General features: G+C 42.8%; 16 protein-coding genes. 9 read left to right on the top strand and 7 right to left on the bottom strand.

All coding sequences use genetic code 11. From position 1 onward, the window contains the following. Window positions 1–90 precede the first annotated feature (90 nt). Together ACMXYT_RS13590 and ACMXYT_RS13595 are read left to right on the top strand one after the other, a co-directional pair. The gene (locus ACMXYT_RS13590; protein WP_415911568.1) at window positions 91–726 is read left to right on the top strand and encodes a cation transporter; all 636 of its coding nucleotides are present in this window, start codon (window positions 91–93) and stop codon (window positions 724–726) included. 128 nt (window positions 727–854) lie between these two features. After that, complete coding sequence (locus ACMXYT_RS13595; protein WP_415911569.1) at window positions 855–1916, top strand: DUF3137 domain-containing protein; 1062 nt, start codon at window positions 855–857, stop codon at window positions 1914–1916. 95 nt (window positions 1917–2011) lie between these two features. Here the strand turns inward: ACMXYT_RS13595 and ACMXYT_RS13600 are convergent, their stop codons facing one another. After that, window positions 2012–2608 (bottom strand): hypothetical protein, encoded by a 597-nt coding sequence (locus ACMXYT_RS13600; protein WP_415899114.1) that lies wholly within the window; start codon window positions 2606–2608, stop codon window positions 2012–2014. 233 nt (window positions 2609–2841) lie between these two features. Here ACMXYT_RS13600 and ACMXYT_RS13605 point away from each other — a divergent pair, with 233 nt between their 5' ends. The 4 genes from ACMXYT_RS13605 to ACMXYT_RS13620 all read left to right on the top strand — a co-directional run bounded on the left by ACMXYT_RS13605 (window position 2842) and on the right by ACMXYT_RS13620 (window position 6190). Next, window positions 2842–3639, top strand: a complete 798-nt coding sequence (locus ACMXYT_RS13605; protein ID WP_415899115.1) for a substrate-binding periplasmic protein — start codon at window positions 2842–2844, stop codon at window positions 3637–3639. A 381-nt stretch (window positions 3640–4020) separates the two neighbouring features. Further along, window positions 4021–4926 (top strand): DoxX family protein, encoded by a 906-nt coding sequence (locus ACMXYT_RS13610; RefSeq protein WP_415899116.1) that lies wholly within the window; start codon window positions 4021–4023, stop codon window positions 4924–4926. Between the two features lie 125 nt (window positions 4927–5051). Next, the gene (locus ACMXYT_RS13615; RefSeq protein WP_415899117.1) at window positions 5052–5549 is read left to right on the top strand and encodes an RNA polymerase sigma factor; all 498 of its coding nucleotides are present in this window, start codon (window positions 5052–5054) and stop codon (window positions 5547–5549) included. Then, window positions 5546–6190 (top strand): hypothetical protein, encoded by a 645-nt coding sequence (locus ACMXYT_RS13620; protein ID WP_415899118.1) that lies wholly within the window; start codon window positions 5546–5548, stop codon window positions 6188–6190. Before ACMXYT_RS13615 ends, ACMXYT_RS13620 begins: the two co-directional genes overlap by 4 nt. Before the next feature lie 31 nt (window positions 6191–6221). On the opposite strand, the gene yegD is transcribed toward ACMXYT_RS13620, so the two are convergent. Next, window positions 6222–7589, bottom strand: coding sequence for a molecular chaperone (gene yegD / locus ACMXYT_RS13625; protein WP_415899119.1), 1368 nt, complete (start codon window positions 7587–7589; stop codon window positions 6222–6224). 671 nt (window positions 7590–8260) lie between these two features. Here yegD and ACMXYT_RS13630 point away from each other — a divergent pair. Then, window positions 8261–8884, top strand: coding sequence for a LysE family translocator (locus tag ACMXYT_RS13630; RefSeq protein ID WP_415911570.1), 624 nt, complete (start codon window positions 8261–8263; stop codon window positions 8882–8884). 131 nt (window positions 8885–9015) lie between these two features. Here ACMXYT_RS13630 and ACMXYT_RS13635 read toward each other — a convergent pair whose 3' ends face one another. From ACMXYT_RS13635 to ACMXYT_RS13645, 3 genes are all read right to left on the bottom strand, one after another. Then, window positions 9016–10980 (bottom strand): TonB-dependent receptor domain-containing protein, encoded by a 1965-nt coding sequence (locus ACMXYT_RS13635; protein WP_415899120.1) that lies wholly within the window; start codon window positions 10978–10980, stop codon window positions 9016–9018. 557 nt (window positions 10981–11537) lie between these two features. Next, window positions 11538–12872 carry a histidine kinase sensor domain-containing protein gene (locus ACMXYT_RS13640; RefSeq protein WP_415911571.1) on the bottom strand — a complete coding sequence of 445 codons (1335 nt, stop codon included), beginning with the start codon at window positions 12870–12872 and terminating at the stop codon, window positions 11538–11540. Further along, window positions 12869–13573, bottom strand: coding sequence for a response regulator transcription factor (locus ACMXYT_RS13645; protein WP_415899122.1), 705 nt, complete (start codon window positions 13571–13573; stop codon window positions 12869–12871). The genes ACMXYT_RS13640 and ACMXYT_RS13645 overlap by 4 nt, the downstream gene beginning before the upstream one ends. Window positions 13574–13714: 141 nt before the next feature. On the opposite strand from ACMXYT_RS13645, the gene ACMXYT_RS13650 reads away from it, so the two are divergent. Both ACMXYT_RS13650 and ACMXYT_RS13655 read left to right on the top strand, forming a co-directional pair. Continuing rightward, on the top strand, window positions 13715–14212 hold the full coding sequence (locus ACMXYT_RS13650; protein ID WP_415899123.1) for an aminoacyl-tRNA deacylase: 498 nt from the start codon (window positions 13715–13717) through the stop codon (window positions 14210–14212). A gap of 172 nt (window positions 14213–14384) precedes the next feature. Beyond that, window positions 14385–15818 carry a hypothetical protein gene (locus ACMXYT_RS13655; protein WP_415911572.1) on the top strand — a complete coding sequence of 478 codons (1434 nt, stop codon included), beginning with the start codon at window positions 14385–14387 and terminating at the stop codon, window positions 15816–15818. Window positions 15819–15888: 70 nt separating this feature from the next. On the opposite strand, the gene ACMXYT_RS13660 is transcribed toward ACMXYT_RS13655, so the two are convergent. Both ACMXYT_RS13660 and ACMXYT_RS13665 read right to left on the bottom strand, forming a co-directional pair. Continuing rightward, a complete protein-coding gene (locus ACMXYT_RS13660; RefSeq protein WP_415899125.1) occupies window positions 15889–17484 on the bottom strand; it encodes a S8 family serine peptidase in 1596 nt (531 codons plus the stop codon). Window positions 17485–17744: 260 nt separating this feature from the next. Continuing rightward, on the bottom strand, window positions 17745–18293 hold the full coding sequence (locus tag ACMXYT_RS13665) for a DUF2726 domain-containing protein (protein ID WP_415899126.1): 549 nt from the start codon (window positions 18291–18293) through the stop codon (window positions 17745–17747). Window positions 18294–18454: the final 161 nt, after the last annotated feature.

An 18454-nucleotide genomic window follows, 5' to 3' on the forward strand; every position in this document is an offset into this window, starting at 1 on the left:
GATGACGAGACTTTCTTGACCCTGTAGTGGCTATAGGCTTTTTAATTACCTTAAAACTTTTTTACACGATGTCGTTTTGAGGAAAAAACAATGGCCAGCAGTTGCTGCAATGCTAACCACGCTAAAAGAGCATTAGAAGATGGACGCTTTCGAAAAGCCCTATGGATCGCCCTGTTGATCAATGCCAGTATGTTTATTATCGAGATCATCGCTGGCTTGAATGCATCTTCAGCATCTCTACTCGCTGACGCGATCGATTTTCTAGGCGATTCCGCAAACTATGTCATCTCACTGTCCGTTCTTTCTATGGGCATGTTATGGCGATCCAGAGCAGCCCTGATCAAAGGGTCAACCATGCTCCTGTTTGGCATAGCCGTTTTGCTAAAAGTACTATGGGATGCGTTTAATGGCCAAACTCCAGAACCAGTCACTATGGGCATTATTGGCTTACTAGCATTAGTAGCGAATGTAACTGTCGCTATCATGCTTTATACCTTCCGCAGTGGCGATGCTGATATGCGATCTGTATGGCTATGTAGTCGAAATGATGCCATTGGCAATGTTGCAGTGATGATCGCTGCTGCGGGTGTATTAGGTAGTGGGCAAGCATGGCCAGATCTTTTAGTAGCAACCATCATGGGCCTATTAGCCACCAGCTCGGGTATCAGTGTCATAAAACAAGCAAGACTGGAAATAAAGTCTCAAGCGACCAACGCTTGTCCATAATTACCATTTAGGTAGTTCACGTTCAGCTGACTAGGTTATATCCCCACAAACCTAGTCAGTTTAAATCCACAAACAGCGTTGTTATGCTCAAGCCTTAAAAAATTGTTTAACTATCCAGTAGGCTTTGTGTGAACGCACCTTCTTACCAACCCAATGGCCGTCAAAAACGGCTCGATACCGCAACTGACGCATTTCTCGATACGATCGTTGATTTTATCGTCTACCGAATTTTTCGTAAAAAGCCTGCGCAACTGAAGTTTGATGTTGCTCCAGAACAGTTCGATGCGTTAAAGCTGGCCTGCACTACTGAATGGGCTGAGCTGCTTAGAGAGCGAGAAAAAGCCAAAAAAGCCTGTGACCGTCATTTGCTAATAGGTTTTATCGCGTCCCTAGCCTGTGCAGTCATTTCTATTGTGGTATTTATTGGTGGTGGCCTCTTTTTAGCGATCATCCCTCTGTTAATTTCAGGATTCAAAGCAGCTAAATTCAAACAAGACTTTAATCACCATTTTGCTGAAAATTTACTTCCAAAAATCCTCGATCATCTAGACGGATTTCACTATGAGCGTCACGGAATTATCCCGCTGGACTCAGTCCGAGATAGCCGCATACTGCCACCCCATCAAGAAGATTTGACGATTCAAGAGGATTATCTCCGAACAGAGATTGGGGCTGTCACGGTGGAAATGGTGGAGTGCCAGTTAAACCGAATGAAAACTGATGCCAAAGGAAATACAAGGAAGAGTACCGAATTTAAAGGGGTGATCCTGAATATGACGCTGCCACACACCTTCCCTTCTCGTGTGATCTTGCAAGCAAATTGGGGGAAGGTACTCAGCTTTTTCCAACAGAAGCCTATGGATAAAGATCAGCGTATCACTATAGACAACAACCCCTTTGGTAAGGATTTTCATATTTATGCGGAAGATAAAGAGCATGCTAAGCAGATCCTGACACCAGACTTCTTACAAAATTACAAAAGGTTTAGTGATAAGCTGGACGTTGCAGGAACAGAGATGAGCCTGTTTGGTAATCAGTGTGTCATCCTGCTTCATCGCCCCAAAGATCTCTTTATGCCACCTAATCTTCACGGTGAAATCTGTGAAGAAACGGTACTTTATCCAATGTTACAAGAAATCGAGATGATCGAAGAGCTGACGGTTATTGCACTCGAGGCTAGCGGCGCTTAACCTTCCTAAATCCTGCATTCATATCAGCATAAAAAGCCCTTTTTGTTTGCTTCCAAAAGGGCTTTTTTAATCCTTTGCTACAACTTAAAAGACATCTACAAAGACATTACGTGGATAACCGGATAGAAAAAACTGACCGCTAGGGTAGAACGAACAATCAACATCACTTGATTGAAAAAGGCCTGCACGACAAAAGCAAAAACCCCCAATAACCCAAGGTAAGTGACTAACATATGCCCGGGGCTAAAATAGCCAAACCATTCCCTAAGCGTTGCTATCTGGGATAAACCAGATGCCAAACATAGCGTCGCTGACAAAATAATTACCATCTCCAGCTTCACGCCCCAGTTGAGATACTGAATCTCTTGTCGGCACCGATCATAAAGTAGATGCAGTGATGGCGGCTCTAAGGTAAAGGCGTAAACAATAGCAACAAAAATGGGTAATACAGAAAGTAAAAGTAGGTAAAACCCCACAACAACCATCGGTTCAGTAACAACTAATCTGAATAGATCGGCAGACCCCAACGTGACTAATAACGACATCAGCGCGATGTTATTGGCGTGAAAGAATAAGCGGGTGTAAAAGCCTTTGCAGGTCAGATTCAAGAAGCCATCAAAAAAGAGATAGCTCACTAACGCAGTTAAAACGATAACACCGAAGATATCTTGAAAGTGGAGGCTTGTTAGCATTTCAACACGCCTCCCGATAAAACGGCGGCGTGCGCAACCTAGCTACGCAGCAAGATAAACAATCAACAACGGATTGGACAGATCTGGCTTTCATGCTCATTCCTTTGAACACTTAAATTGTTAAATTCCTTTTGCCCTAGTTTGCCGCCAGCTGTTCATAAGATCAACACCTGTCGACAAACAAGCGGTAATTCATTCTCCGCCACCCAATATTTTTTGACTATAGTGAAGAGATGAAAGTGATTTGCCGCTGCCGTTCTGAGGTTACTCTGTTGTTACAACGCCCCTTAATTCACACACTGATGCTTACGGCTCTACTTTGCTTTAATACCGCAAAAGCTGAGGTCGAGACATTAGTTGTTGGCGCTGATTCTTGGCCTCCGTTCCGCTTTGTGACGCCTGAAACCGTGACTGGTATCGACCACGAGTTATGGAAGAAACTCTCTAAGCGAATCGGTTTTAAGGTCCACTACTTACGCTGCCCATGGAAACGCTGCCTGCGGATGATGAAGAATGGTCAGATCGACGCGATGAGTGGTTTAGCATGGCGCGAAGAAAGAGCCGAATACATTACCTACGCTGATCCTCACTACTACAGTTGCAGCACCCAACTCTATCTACCTCATGGTAAATCTCGCCGCATCAGCAAACATAGAGATATGCATGCAATGACCATTGGCATGGTTGGTGGCTCTGCTTATTACACCGAATTCGATCAGGATACGGATATCTATAAAAAAAGTGTGACCCAAGAAGCTGTATTGCCGAACCTATTGCTAGAGGGAAGAATTGATAGTTTTATCGGCACCGACTGCCAAGCAGATTATGAACTTGCGTCGCGCGGGTTAACGCCTCAAATAGATAAAGCAGTTTTTAAACCAGGGAACAAGGTCGATCTATTTGTCGGACTCTCTTCAAATTCACGATGGGCGCTGCGAAAACAAGAGTTTGATCAAGCCCTACAACAGCTACGCGAAGAAGATTTTGAAGGGAATGCTCTTAAATTAATCTCTCCATTCGCAGTTGAATAACATAATCTACTAAAATAAAACTTACCCCAGTTTTCTGTGGATAAGCGTGTATATTAATTTTGGACAACCGCTACAAAGCCTATAAATTCTGGCTTAGAGCGGTTTGTTTGTTTTTTAACCTTGTGAGTTAAGCTTTCAGTTATCGTCCATTAAATCAACACTTTAATTCAGAAAAGCCTCCCTTTTTTTCATCTTTTTCATAATTAATTTTCAAAGTCGTGCAATCAAAATACCTACTGATGCGTCTTTAAAGGCAGCTACACCTTAACGCCCCAAGAGCACCTGTCACTTCAAAGCAAATAACATAATTGCACCCCAGTTTTGTTGCTTAGCTTGGAAATGCTCAACGGGGCATTTTTTATATCTGCAAGGCTTATATAGATGAACAATACCCTTACTCACAATCGACAAAAAGACTACGATGAAGCTGCTCTATATTTACGCTTAGGTCTCGGTATTCTTTTTATTATTGGCGGCGTATCTAAACTCAGCCAGTTACTTTCCAGCACTAAACATGATGCCATCGTTGCTAATTACATGGGATCAACAGGCTATATTAATGAGCTTTTTCAACAATATCTGTTTACGGGTTTCTTGGGCGAGCTATTAACTCCATCTCTCTTTCTTACCTCACTTTCAGCTTTTGAGCTTATCTCTGGTATCGCCTTAGTCGTTGGCTTTTTAGTGAGACCTCTGGCACTTATTTATGCCTTCCTGCTTTGGAGCTTTGTATTCTCATTACCCGTCATGACGGTGCCTGACACTGAGATTGCGGTAAAAACCTATACCTCCCCGGCCATGTTTGTACAGATCAGAGATATCGCGCTTTCCGGCATGATGTTTGTGCTTTTTAATCTAGGTCCAGGCCGTTATAGCCTCGATCTTTTACATAATCAGCATGATTACAGCATGAGCTGGGAAGCTCTAGGCTTACTGCTGCGCCTCTCTATAGGTATCATGTTTTTAGTCAGCGGCAGCTTTGGCGCTTTCGCAAAAGTCCCTACCTTTGCTACGTGGCAACCTCTACTGTTACTTGCAGGCCTTATTATTCTATTTGCACCACCGTTATTGGTTAGAACAGCAGGCGCTGCAACCGTAGCTATTATGCTCTGGTATATGGGCTACAAGCTTAATTTTGATAAAAATCTAATCGCTAACCTAAATAGCTTTAAACGTGAATTTGCTTTCCTTGCTGCCGGTGTTGTTTTGATCCGTTTCGGCGGAGGTGAACGTTTTGCGTTTAACGATCTAATCATGCGCTTTAAAAATCCGTTGAAAATTCACTAGGAGGTTAAAAAAACCGTTACCGAATGAAACTCTTCAGATAATTAGTGTTCCAAATGGCTTAGCCAATAATTATCTGGATAGGCTGCCCATATTTTATGTTTGGGCAGCCACGGTACAACTTATAAATGCTAGACAAAAATAGGCTCAACCAACTTTATCGCTATGCTTTATCCCTCACTCGAAACGAGGATCAGGCATACGACCTACTCCAGCAGTGCGTAGAAAAATTTCTACGCAATAACTCTGCACAAATAAAGGAACCTGAAGCCTATATAAAACGCAGCATTCGTAACGCGTTTATTGATCAATGCCGCGGGGATAACAAACTACTTTCTTTAACCGATCTACCTGATGCAGTAGAAAAGATAAACCAAGCATCATCAGACTCTTTGGAAAACTTATTTATCCAACAACGTGATGTTGAACAGCTATTAAAGCTACTAAGCGCAGAAGAAAGCGAATTACTCTATCTATGGGCAATAGAAGAGTACAGCATGACAGAAATAGCTGAGATACAGGGAGTGCCGCGAGGTACCTTGCTGTCCAAAATGCACCGATTAAAAAAGCGAGTCCAACACGAGTTAACCGAAGAGCGATGGGATCTAAAGGAGGTGATGCAATGAAATCAACCGCGCCTAAAAACTTAAAATCAGCTCTCAAAGCGCACTACCAAGATCAATCATTGAGTGAAGATAAGTTAGCTCAGCTAATCTCTATACAAGAAGAACTTAGCAACCCATCGGATATCAATATTGAAGCACCGATAAATAACATCAGCTGGTTAGATCAATGTAAAACTTGGTTTAAACAACCTCAATTAATGGTTCCGGCATTGGCTTTAGCCTTCATTTTTATGGTTGTCAGTTTGATGCCTATGCCTATATCAGGCCCAAGTATTGTGAATGAAATTGCGGGCCATCATGAACAGCCAAGCGAAATATCTGTGTATACATCTTCTATAGATGAACTTGGACAACAACTAACCCAACTAAGCTTTAAGCTGATTTCATCAAGCAAACTTGGAAAAGATATGTGGCAGTTGATTGGCGGTAGTTACTGTTCAATTAATGGTGAAATTGCTGCTCAGTTGAAAGTGCGAAATATTGAAAATAATCAGATCTACACATTTTACCAAGCAGAATACCCAGAGGGCCTAACCTTAGAACAGGTTGATACTAAGAATATTATTAACAACCAAGGAACGGCTGTTACTCTATGGCAAGAAGGCGGTTTATTACTAGGTATTGCACACACCACAGAATAAACCACACCCATCATGCTTTCATCGCATAGTTTTAGCGGTAGAGCTTCTCCGCCCAGCGTGTTAGCCCAGCTGTCACGCTACCAAAGTGGTCACCGTCGACAACGTCTATATCACCCAATAAAGATGCAATTGCCTGCCGGACAGCAGGCGATTTTGTCGTACCACCAGTAACATATACCAGCTCAGGTGTGCAGCCCGCTTGTTTTATTACTTCACTCATCAGATCCACGATCTTCGCTACCGGGCGCTCTATTGCCGATTCATACACATCACGACTGATTGGCTGCGATAATTCCTTATCAAGGTAGCTTAGATCCGAAATAACTTGCTCCTGATCAGACAAAGAGATCTTTGCCAGCTCAGCGCTACGCACTAACTGATAGCTTTGCTTTTGCTCTTGCAGCTGAATTAAGCGCGCTACTTTTTCAGGCTCCGCTGCATCACGCTGCATTTGCTCCATCATTTCGATCGAAGCTAAGCTATTGAATTCGACCTGCGAGGGTATGTCATTTACAGATACGGCATTCCAATAGGATTGAGAGGGAATAGGTAGCCCATTTTTCAATTTCCCTCCCATGCCTAGAACTGGCGTTAGCCCGTAGTAAGCTAGGTGAATATCAAGGTCATTTCCCCCTACCCTAGCACCACTATGACCAAGAAAGTCAGCTGATCGTTCTGGCTTGTCTCGGTAGCTCGGGCCCATTTTGACAATAGAGCAGTCACTGGTACCACCACCGACATCGACAACTAAAACGACTTTGTCTTCCTCTAACCCCGCTTCAAAATCAATTCCGGCTGCTAAGGGCTCATACAGAAGCTCAACGTCGACAAAACCAGCCCTCTCTGCAGCACATTTCAAGATACGACAAGCTTGCTGATTAGCCTCTTCGCCACCACTGCCTTGGAAGTTAACCGGACGACCGATGACAGTTTGGGTAATCGTATCCCCCAGTGATTTTTCAGCCGCCTGCTTTATCTGGAACATCATAGCTGTGACAACATCTTCAAAAAATGCCAAATGCTGTGTTTGTAAGCCACTCGCTCCTAAAAAGGATTTTGGAGATTTAACAAAATAGCCCTCTTCTGGCAGATCGATATATTGTTCTATTGCTTCCTCACCAATAAACAGTGTCTGTTCATCGGATAAAACGCCAAGAGATAAACGAGACGCTGAAGCCTGTCTCAATTGAAGGCTGCGCTCTTTAAGATAAGTATCGCGAATTTTAGGATTACTAATTTGACGTGCAACCCCTTCGCAGATCAATTCGCGAGAGAGCGCATATAGAGTAGAAGGTACATATTTTTGCTGCTGATAAAGTGACAATAACTGCACACTATTATCTGCTTGAAGAACGCCCATGGCGCAATTTGAACTACCGTAATCAAAACCAGTAATCATGCTTTCGATCTTACATCTTCAGAAAAAAGGCCGCGCAAAGTAACACTTTTTAACGCCCTTGATAAGCACCAAATTCCTCTATAAATAATCCTCAAGTTAAGCATGCCACTTGTTAGAAAAGAACAATCGTTTTTTTGACTTTAAAGCCTTTGGATAACCTTAAGCGACAAAGGGCAAGAAGAGAGTAGGTACTTACATAACACGCCCAATACACTTGTGAACAAACTTCCAAAAATAGAGCGCTTATCGTTGATAAAGCCGCTTCCTAGTTTCTCCCCATAAACTGTGGATAAGCTTGTTAACTAATTATGGACATCCTCCATAAAGCCCATGAATACTGACTTACAGAGAACTGGTTATATTTCAACCTTGTAGAATAAGGATCAAATCGATCGGTAATATCAACATTTTTGTAAAATTTTTTCTTACTCAAAAAGCCTGTACAAAAATTAGCCAGTCAAGCCCTAACAGTAAAAAAATCCATCCACGCAAGCTGTGGATAAGACTGTTAGTTAATTCTGCGTATCCCTCTCAAAGCCCATTGTTACGGGGGTGTAAAAAACTGGTTGTTTTTTACACCATAAAAATTATTTTTCTTACTAATTGATTTTGCACAGCATAAACTCCTAGCTATATTAAATTTTTCCATAACAACGGGTATTGTTTTTCTGATGTCACTCACTCTTTTATCCCTGTTTATTCCTACCTTCTTTTTTGTCTCCATTACACCCGGAATGTGTATGACCTTGGCATTGAGTCTAGGTATCTCTATTGGCGTCAAACGTAGCTTGCATATGATGTGGGGAGAGTTAATTGGAGTTGGTTTGGTGGCCGCGTCCGCAGCTTTAGGTGTCGCGGCAATAATGCTGAACTACCCAGAAGTGTTCACTATTCTAAAGTGGGGCGGTGGCGCTTACCTTTGTTGGCTAGGTTATGAGATGTTTTGCTCTAGAGGCAAGCTAGTCATTACCGAACCTGGTGAACAAAAACAAGCAGTTTCAGGATTACAGTTAGCAACAAATGGTTTTCTTACTGCCGTTGCGAACCCAAAGGGCTGGGCATTTTTTGTCACCCTTTTGCCTCCCTTCATTGATGCCGATCTACCTATGGCGCCGCAATTAGCCATACTGGTTGCTTTGATTCTTTTGCTTGAATTCATTTGCCTGCTTATCTACGCCAGCGGCGGTAAACTACTAAAGCACCTTTTAATGGAACGCAACAACGTTCGCCTTATGAATCGAATCGCCGGAAGCCTAATGATTTTGGTTGGTTTGTGGTTAGCTTTAGGAAAGTAATAAAAAACCCCACCAGCTCAGCTGGCGGGGTCTGATTACGTTTCTTTAGAAGGGATGGACATAAGTCCTAGAAGCGTAAAAAGTTTTCGGCAGGACTCCTACAAGATCAAGCCTGCACTGATATATGATCATCAGAATTTAAACTTGGCACCCAACACAACCGAGCGACCTGGCTCATTCAAAGTAGTATCTGTTCCAAACTCATGTCCATAGGTTGAACGATCAGCATAAGTTTCATCGAACAGATTATTAACAGATAGACGTAGCGTCAGGTTGTTCAATGCTTGCGGAGTGTAAGCAACAAATGAATTAGCTACTGTATAGCTAGGAAAAGCCCCATCGACAGGAGATGTGCCATCATGCCCATCCATCGAGAAGTAGTGCTGCACGTCCGCACCAAAGTTGATATTGGCACTATCAATTGACTGTACAAAATCAGCTTTTAAAGATTTGCCAAGTGGAGTTCCGATATAATAAGCGTTTGTAGAGCCCTCAATTCCATTAATTTTAGTATCAACATCAATATAACTCAGTCTCACAAAGCCAGACTGCCACTCATATCGAGTATTAATCTCGAATCCATCTGACTCAACATCACTGTAAATATCTGGGCCACCGCCATATTCTTCATCTCGGATATCACTGATATCCGTTTTAAAGATTTTCGCGCCTATAGTTAAACCAGCCAGTGATGGGCTTAAACCTTCAGCATTCAATTCCATACCAATAAACCCGTTATCGGCTTTTGACTCCTTTAGACCTGCTGAATAATCCCAAGCCGCATTTGCTATATAAGGCTCGGTAATTTGCACACCACCGAATACATGTGAATATCCAGCGCTCGCAGTTACAAATTCTGTTAGATCATATTCAGCAGAAATGTTGCTGGATAAGCCACTGTTATCATGCTTAGAGCCATCTACACCTTCAAGTTCATGATCATCGTAACGAGCACCGAAGGAGATTCGAGCCCGATCACTGAGCGATAGTCGAGCTTGCGCAAATGCACCAATGTTCTTTGCTTTTTCTACTGGAAATTCATTAAAAGTCGGGAAAATACCCTTAGCTTTATCGTCGTAAAAATCGATACCGGCATCTACAGTACCGTCTTTCAGTACAAATTCATTAGCCAAAACGCCATTTATGCTTTCATACTCACCTGAGGTCGGGTAGCTACTGTTAACCCAGACTAATTCAGTTTCTGAGTGAGCAATTTTTACATAAGGGTTAATCAAACCTTTAGGGGCTTCGTTTTTAATCGCAAATACAAGCGTTTCACGCTTTAGTTCGTTGTTCTCCGACAAGAAGCCTCGATTGAAATTAGCTCTTTCTGGGCGATGCCCATCATCTTCTACTTTTTCGTAGGATAGCTTTGTACGGTAACCACTTTCATGCAGATAACCGACTTTAAATAAGCCTGATTTCATCGCTGTTTCAGAGCCTATGACATCATCACCATTACCGTCTTCGAAATCGTCACCAGACGCGCTCTTTACGTAACCGAGTATTTCAAAACCACCCGAGCGACCAAATAACGAGATATTTCTATCGAATGTATCACCGTTAGTGTTGTACTCAAGGCCGACAGAACCACCGAAATTGTCACCGTCTTCCAATAAGTCGGAGACATCTTTGGTCTCATAAACCAGTGAGCCACCCAACGCTCCAGGGCCTGCATCAGCAGGCGCAACACCGGCATCAACGCTCACAGCTTTTAACAGTTCAGGATCGATGATGTTCGTAGCTGAATGGTGAAATAATTTGTTATTTTGACGGGCACCATCAATGGTTACAGCTAAGTTTGTCTCTTCAACACCGTTGACGTATACCTTTTGTGACGCAGCTATTGAGCTTCCCACTTCAACACTTGGTGTATTTCTAAACACATCTTGAAGGTCGTTCGGATTTAGGCGCTGTAGTTCTTCCAGGCCAATACGAGTTTCACCAACGTCCGACGCCACACCCTCTACTTTAATTTTGTCCAAGCGCTCATAGCTTTTCTCGGAGTCTTCTTGAGCAGCAGCAATTTGGCTGGATACCGCATAACCAATCAGTAAAGACAATGAAGCACGTCTTTTGTTTTTCTGTGAAATCATGTAATTCCTACCTACATTAAACTTATCAAACTAAAGCTGAGAGTGAACATAGCCAAAATTTTGCACTGCCCCCCAGTAAGGGAGTTAGGCTTTCCAGAAGGGAATAAGAAGACCTATCGATCATCTCTAACTTTTTCGGTAGCTATTCTGAGGTTTTGGACGGACTTACAAATAAGTCACATGAAACGCATTAATAGTGCTTCAGTTAAAAACCAGTTCAGGGCAATTACTACTCAATTTAGAGCCTTACAAATGCAACAAATAATAACCATTTACAATTACGATTTATTATCAATAACTGTAAAATAATTGTCACAACGTTTACATTTGTTACGTACTGAAGGGTTTCTCAGGTGAAATATTGCGAGATCAGTAAGCTTATCGCTCCACTAGATAAAGGAATTAACCCCTGGAACTTTAGGTTACCCATAAGCACAGAGAGGGAGGAAAATTAGGTTCTATATGGAGGAATCCTGAGCTCAAAGAAAACTAAGATTCCCTCCACAATAATCAGCTAAAGAAATAACAAAGCGAGTTGAATTTATCTTATCCCCCCCTTATACCGGTAATATTATTCTTATCTGTAAACCACCACGGGCCAAATTTGACGCTTTAATTGAGCCAGAAACCGCCTCAATCTGCCTTTTAGCTAATGCCAACCCAAGCCCAAACCCTCCCGAGTCGGCACCTCGTGATTTTTCAACTCGATAAAATGGCTGAAAGATTTTGTCCAGCGATTCTTCAGGAACACCCGGTCCCTGATCACAAATTGTAAGTAAGTACTCATCATCCTTAATACTCAGTTGAATACTGACCTCTCCACCCTGAGGTGTATACCGTAGAGCATTGCGAATAACATTCTCTATCGACTGCCCAAGAATTCGGTGACTAGAGGAATCAAGTGGCGCGCTCTCAGGCATACAACTAACGAGCTTACGATCGGGATACTCGAAACGAGCATCATCAATGATGCTATCTAGTAGGTCCACCAGATCAAGATATTCACCTTTAATCTGAGGCTTCTCGGTATCCATCCAAGCAAGCGTCAAAGCATCTTCGGTCATTTCACGCATTTGCGCGACTTCACGCTGAATACGCTCGATATTTTCTGGGCAGTTCTTTTCACTGATACTGCTAAGCGCCATTTCGATACGCGTAATGGGTGTACGCAGTTCATGGGAAAGGTCGGCAATTAGCTGCCTTTGGGTAACGATCAACCCGCCCGTGTGTTCCGCCATAGTATCGAAAGTTCGGGCTAACGAAGCCAACTCATCATTACGTGCCCCAAGTGATTGACTCACGCGAGCATCATAATTCCCTTCGTTGAACTGCCGAGTCGCTTTTTCCAGTTTCTGAATGGGCGTTACTAAGTGTCGATATAGCATCAAACACACCAATGCCAAAACCACAAAAGGCAGAGCGATCTGTAACAACAATTGTGCAGGTTTTAAAAAACCACCCGGCCTCATACGTTGTGGCAACCGAACCAAAAAGTGCGTGTGACCATCAACAAATGGGAGTTCCATAATCGGGTTATAGGCATAGTAAAGGTGGATCATGTATTCGACATTTCGGCCAAGCCGCAGACTGCCAGTGTAATAGTCATCCATGTAGTTACCGGCCAGCAAGGTCAAATCAGATCCGGCAATCGCAACCCAAGTATCCTCGCGCTTTTCCAGATCTTCGATCCATTGATCAAGTAACTGCATTTCACCTGCTTTATAGATTGCCTCAGCTTCAGCTGCCCAAGACTTCATCTCTAACTGGTGCTTTTCGGCAATTAGGCTCATACGTTGTTCGGTATGATTCGCAAGCCAATCGATCGCTCCGTATAAAGCAACGGTACCTGCCACTAGAATAGCGAACAGTTTCCAAAACAAACGCCGTTTCATTTAAAGCAGTACCCTTCACCATGTACCGTTTCTAAAGCTGAGACATCAATACTTCGTTGCGAAAGTTTGCGCCTTATTCGACTCACGTGCATATCTAAACTACGGTCGTATCGGCTGTACTCTTTGTTAAGAACGGACTGGTAAAGGTGCGGTTTACTAAGCACTTCACCACTTTGTTTTACTAACGCCCATAACACTTTAAATTCGATAGGGGTGAGGACGACCTCTAGATCATCACGATGAACACGATTCTGTTTCCGGTCTAAGTGAAAGAAAGGTGTTTTAATCACATCTTGCTCGATCTGACTTTCAACCAAATATCGCGTACGACGCAAAATCGCTTCGATACGTAATAAGAGCTCAGTAATATTGAAAGGCTTAGCTAGGTAATCATCCGCACCATTGCTATAACCTGTAATGCGTTCCTCTTCCGCTCCACATGCAGTCAGCATCATCACAGGGGTTTCGCGCTTTTGCCTCAACTTACTGAGTAATGAAAAACCATCTAATCCCGGCAAAAGTACATCCAATAAGATGAGATCATAAGTTTTACTTAATGCGGAGACCAACCCCTGACGTCCTTCAAAACGTTGATCCGTTTCGTAACCCTGCTCTTCCAAGAGCGAGGTGATCTGATTATTCAACGTACGATCATCTTCAATAATTAAGATCTTCGCCATTGAAGCAATACCGTCAGCCATAGTTACTATCCAATTAAATGGTAATCAATTACATTTGCGAATGAAGTTTATTTCAGCACGTTCAAAAATGCAATTTCCTATAGCATTCCCTTAATCGGCTACTAAACTTATACAGCGAAGTCTCTTATGGGAGGAATAAGCATGTCCGTATCAGCCACACTTTGTAGCTTTCTAAAAAATAAGGGCTGCAGTTATGACACAATCAAACACGACTACTCTTTTACTTCTCTCGATAGTGCACATAGGGCTTCAATTCCCGTAACGCAGATGGCCAAAGCGGTTGTCATTCATCAGAAAAACAAGTTCACCCTTGCTGCAGTTCCTGCGATGAATAAGGTGATGTTACCTCAATTAGCGGCCATTACTGGCTCACCCGCAAGATTGGCCAAAGAAGCCGAAATAAAGCGTATTTTTGGAGATTGCGAAGAAGGTGCAATCCCTGCTATCGGCCAAGCCTACGGACTCGACGTAGTTTGGGATGACCGTTTAACAGAGGCTGATGATATCTACATCGAAGCAGGCGATCATCAAAACTTAATCCACCTGAAACGCCAGCAGTTCCAGAATTTAATGAAGAATAAACAACACGGTGAAATTAGCTGTGCACCTGAAGAGCTTTATGATCTAAGCCATTATTAAGCAATGAACATTCCTATATAAAACTTCTTGAATATAAGTATTAGAAGTTCGAATTTGGGTGCAAAAATATCCCATCTATTTTTCAATTCAAAGCTACAGTTATAAGTAGCTAGATGGATATAGAAAAAATTTGGCAAGGAGGATTTTCTTATCTTATTCGGGGGCATAGTTTATGTATCCCACTCAAATAAAATCCCTCGGAAGGCTTATCCTTTGCTGTTTAGTTTCCATTTTGTTGCTAGGTCTATCTACAGACGCACATTCTGGAAAAAACTTAAAAGGTAATGGCTTTCCCGCAGGCTTTCATTTTAATTTAAACCTATTGGGTAAAAAAACTCAGGCACCGGGGGTATTCAACTGTCCTAGTGATGCTGACTATCGCTGCCAAACAGACGATGACGGCTTTATCCCTTGTGATCCCAATACAGAAGAGTGTATCCAAGTAACCGATGATTCTAATGAGCAATTTTTTTGCCATGAAGGCTCATCTCAAAATGTAGTTTTTATTCCTCGCTACGATGAAAATACCAATGCTGATACCAGTGTTGCGATTCAATCAGGCAGTACAAAAGGAGGCAAAAACAAATCCCTTCCTCTCAAAGACTTAGATGGTGATGGAATCCCTGATCTGCAAGTCACAGATTGGTGTACCGAGTCATTCCCAGATAGTGATGGAGCTGATGGGGCTGTTGTAAGCCTTCCACCCTACGATTCTGGCTATGCTGTGTTTGCCCGCGTGACAGGGAAACCTTGTAACAATGTTAATGAAGCTGGCGAATGCGTAACCGGCACAATGTTTACCAACAACTTTGGGTTTATCAACGATGATCAAGGCAATGATCTACTTGCTTTGGGTTTTATCACTAAAGACGGGGAATGGAATAACTTTAATCTAGAACGTGAAAAAGACGGTACTAAAACTAAAGGCCCCGGAGGTAAAGGCGTAAAACCAGCCCAAGATATCAGTAGTGCTTTCACTTTTACGGGCTCAGTCTGTTACATCTCTCCCGGTGACCAAAGATATTTTTGCGGTGAAGAAATTACCGACTCCGAACTTCCTGAAAATAGCATAGATGCAGATAACGATGGAACGACCGACTACTGGTTACCTATAGAGCCTTGGTTCTGGGACGACCCAGATGACAACGGCGACGGCATAACTACTGTCGATGTAGGTGATAATGGTGAAGACGATTGGGCTGACGTTACAGCCAATATATTCTCAACAGTCATGTTATCTGGGACAACCACAGTTCAAGGCTGCGCAATTAACGCTTATTGCTATGACGAAGCTAATAATATCTATGGCCTTCTCACAAACTCTGATCAATTCGATGCATGTACGGCGATGATAGAAGCAGATATAGCCAGCGGAGCCGTTCCCGCGATCGGTTACTTTGAACAGTGGAGCGACCCTAACAAACTCGTAGTCGATGCCCCTACTGTTGGCACCTGTAAAAGTTGGGAAAATGAATGGATATTTAATATTGCGGATTTCGTAGAGTATATCTGGGGAATAGACAATAAAGGCTCATACAATATCCAAGTTAGATTCTATCCTTATGATGAAGTATGCGATCAATTACCAGGAGGTTGCAGTAACTGATTACCAACTCATAAAAAATAAAAAAGCCTGCTAATGCAGGCTTTTTTATTTTTTATGAAATAGATAATTATCATCTACCGCATTTTTTCCAGCCGCCTTTACACTCGCCATCACCACCATCAGAACCTCCATCTGAAGAAGTGACCTCCACGGAATTACTGAGTACCCAAGCTGATACGCCAGCACTGTTTCTAGCAAGAATCCTGTATACGTAAGTGCCGCTATCTAAACCAGAATCTGTATATGAAGTATCAGCCCCAGCAGGAGTTGCTACTGAGTTGAAACCACCCAGTTTACCGCGTCGATTTTGCTTACTACGCTCTATTGAATAACTGGTTACCGTTCCAACAGAAGGAGCACTCCATGTTAGATGTACAGCATTTGCATTGGAATCGAAGTTTGCTGAGAAATTCTCAGGGGAACCAGGTTTTGTTTCTGTCGGCTCAGCATCAATCGGTTCATTATCTCCAGCGTCAATAGCGCCTAATGCGTCATAAACTTGGATAAGACCATGGCCAAAAACACTATCCCAACCTGAGTCACCTAAATCCACTGCACTTGCTTCAAGCGCAGCCTGAACCTGATAGCGATCCAAGTTCCCATCCTTCGATAAAAGGATAGCTGCAGCCGCCGCGGCATGGGGGGCTGCCATTGATGTACCTTGAAATAGATAATATCCCCAAGTTCCCTGCCCTTGAGATAGATAGGTTTCTTGAACAACTCCATCACCATAACTGTCATTTGGAATGTGGAGGTTTTGAGATGTATTACCACCCGGAGCGACTAAATCTAATTTAGGGCCTTGATTTGAGTAGGGAGCAATACCATCAACATCCGTCGCTCCAACAGCTAAAGTTTCTGGGTGACTGGCAGGGTAACTTATCCCGTCTGTAGAACTGTCATTGCCAGATGCTACTACTATCGTCACACGGGTATCGGAATTAGTCAGGGTTGAATAGGATGGATAATTAACAAATTGCTCCAGTGCATACCCTGCAGGATAGCCAAGACTCATATTAATAACTTGAGCGCCGTTATTGATAGCCCAAGTTATACCCTCAGCAATATCTGCATCCGTCCCGGAACCGTTGTCATCCAAGACTTTTACCGGAAGGATACAGGCTCCATGAGCTAACCCTGCTACACCAACCCCGTTATTTGTACTCTGAGCAACCGTGCCGCTAACATGGGTTCCGTGCCCGTCGCCATCTGCCACATTGGAACTACCATCAATCGCATTATACCCAGGTAAAACACAATCTATTCCGTCTGGGCCACCTGACTGTAAGCCGGTATCTAAAACGGCAACATTCACACCAGCACCATCATAAAGTGCCCACGCTTGTTCAGCCTGAACAGCACCAAAATGCCATTGGTAGCCATACAAAGGATCATTAGGAGCGAACTTTCTAGCAATATAGTTTCGACTGGCTTTACGCCCTTTGCTTCTTAACGCTAAGGTTTGTGCTAATTCTTTACCGGGAGACACTTTAAGGATGGTTAAATCTGCATTAGGAAGGTACTTAAGAACTTCATACCCTTCAGATGCAGAAACCTCACCTTTCACAACGACCTCTCCCGGTCGAAACTCAATCCCTGCTACAACAAAATTGGCTGCTAAAGAGCAACCCATAGCCACACAGAGAAGTTTTAATGGCGTTTTCATAACCACCCCACCTTGTCATTATCAAGTGATAAACAGATATCAGGCAGTGCAACTACAATTGGCTAAAAATCCGTGCCACCAAACTGACTACTCAGGAGCAAGCTTCTTTTGCTTAAAGTACAAACACTATAAGTCCCGACGCCTCTGTTAAGTTTAGTAAGCTATGTAGAGACTGCCAGTTAGCAAAATTCAAGAAAACTAAGAGAAAATGAGAGGGATTTATAAACTAGGCTGCGATTATGGAACACACCATCTGCAGATCAGAGAGTATTTAGTGCATCAACCATACGAAGATTTAATCGGCCTTGTTGATTTTTAGCATAGTCAACAGGCGCAATGGTTCTTTCAAACCGTTCAATGATTTCAACTAGGTTATAACCATTCTGGGGCGCAACTCGAAGAAGAGGGAGATTAACATCATGACAGATCTCTTCTAAGAAAAGATCTTGTTTCTTAAACTGCTTCTTATCGTAAGCATGGTCATCCAACTCGACAGCGCACACTACACGGTTGTTCGCGGGATCTGAAACAATGTAATCAAACTGACGATGACGAATCTTTTTCAATGCTTTTCGTTTTGCCCGATCCGATTTTTCAGGCAATGCTTCCAACACTTCATGCATAGGCACTTTACAGTGCACTTGATATTGTCCACCGACAGCTTTTTCCAAAACCGATGCAAACATACGCTCTGTATGTGAAAGAGAGGCATCTGGCGCTTTAGATTTTTTGGCACGAATAATCACGACTAAAAGCAGTATAAAAACAACTACTCCACTAGCAATATAAATCCATAATTTTTCGTCCACAATAACGCCCCACCCCGTTTGAAGGCGCAATATTACCGAGAGTGAAAGCGGAAAGCATCTGAATTTTATGATCTAAAATAATTTCAGTGCCAAAGTATAAAAAGCTACCCAAAGTAAGGTTTATAAGGCCTATCAAGAGAAAGGTTATTGAGAGCTACCCA

The sequence above is a fragment of the Neptuniibacter sp. QD37_11 genome (assembly GCF_047778105.1).
Taxonomy (GTDB): Bacteria; Pseudomonadota; Gammaproteobacteria; order Pseudomonadales; family Balneatricaceae; genus Neptuniibacter.